The 740-nt window shown below is 56.5% G+C and carries 1 protein-coding gene; it reads right to left on the bottom strand.

The genetic code is table 11. The annotated features are described in order from the left end of the window. Nucleotides 1-659, bottom strand: a 659-nt coding sequence (locus HMPREF1546_RS19830) for a relaxase/mobilization nuclease domain-containing protein (RefSeq protein ID WP_367646049.1), incomplete at its 3' end; no start/stop codon positions are given. Nucleotides 660-740: the final 81 nt, after the last annotated feature.

Here is a 740-nt window from a genome sequence, read left to right as displayed (position 1 = left end):
GGATATTCTCCTGCAGCGCCAGAGTGCTCCGCAGGACGCTCTCCAACTGCTCCACTGTCTGCATGGGCATCGTGTAGAGGACGTTGGGGTGCTGATCTGTCAGTGAAGGCGCCCGCTGCTTCAATTTGTCTAAGGCGCTGTTGCGCTGCTCGCCGCCGGATTCGAAACTCATCTTCCATCTTCCCCTTTCTGAATTTCCGTTCATGCAGTTTGTCATCCCTGCACTTCATACCCGTCGGTGTGGTGTAGGTGATGCTCTTTCTTGCATCCTCCCAACGCACGTCGTAGCCCCGCCGCCGCATCTCCCGGATGAAGTCCTCCCTGTTTCCCGCTTTCTTCATCACGTCCTCTATGGCAGCGATAAGCTGGAATTTCCAGCTCTCTCCCCGGACGGCGGCCCGGTACTCCCCTGTCTTGATTCCTTTTTCTCCCTGTGCCTGCCGGTAGGGCTTCAGCGTGGACAGGCCGTGTTCCCGGCAGATCTGGTCGCTGACCAGTCGCATTTTTTCCAGTGTCTTAGGCGTAAAGTGGAGCTTTTTTCCGGTATTCGGCTGGACGGAGTTGATGATGAAGTGGGAATGAAGATGCTCCGTGTCCAAGTGGGTCGCGATCAGAACTTCACAGTCTGGGAAGAACCTCTCCGCCAGTTCCAGCGCGATTCCATGGGCCTCTGCCGGAGTGATCCGCTCCTGCGGAGAGAAGGACTGGACGTACTGATAGAAGAAAGTGTCGTGCGCTTT

The sequence above is a fragment of the Oscillibacter sp. KLE 1745 genome (assembly GCF_000469445.2).
Lineage (GTDB): Bacteria > Bacillota > Clostridia > Oscillospirales > Oscillospiraceae > Oscillibacter > Oscillibacter welbionis.
This window is presented reverse-complemented; position numbering and strand designations above follow the sequence as displayed.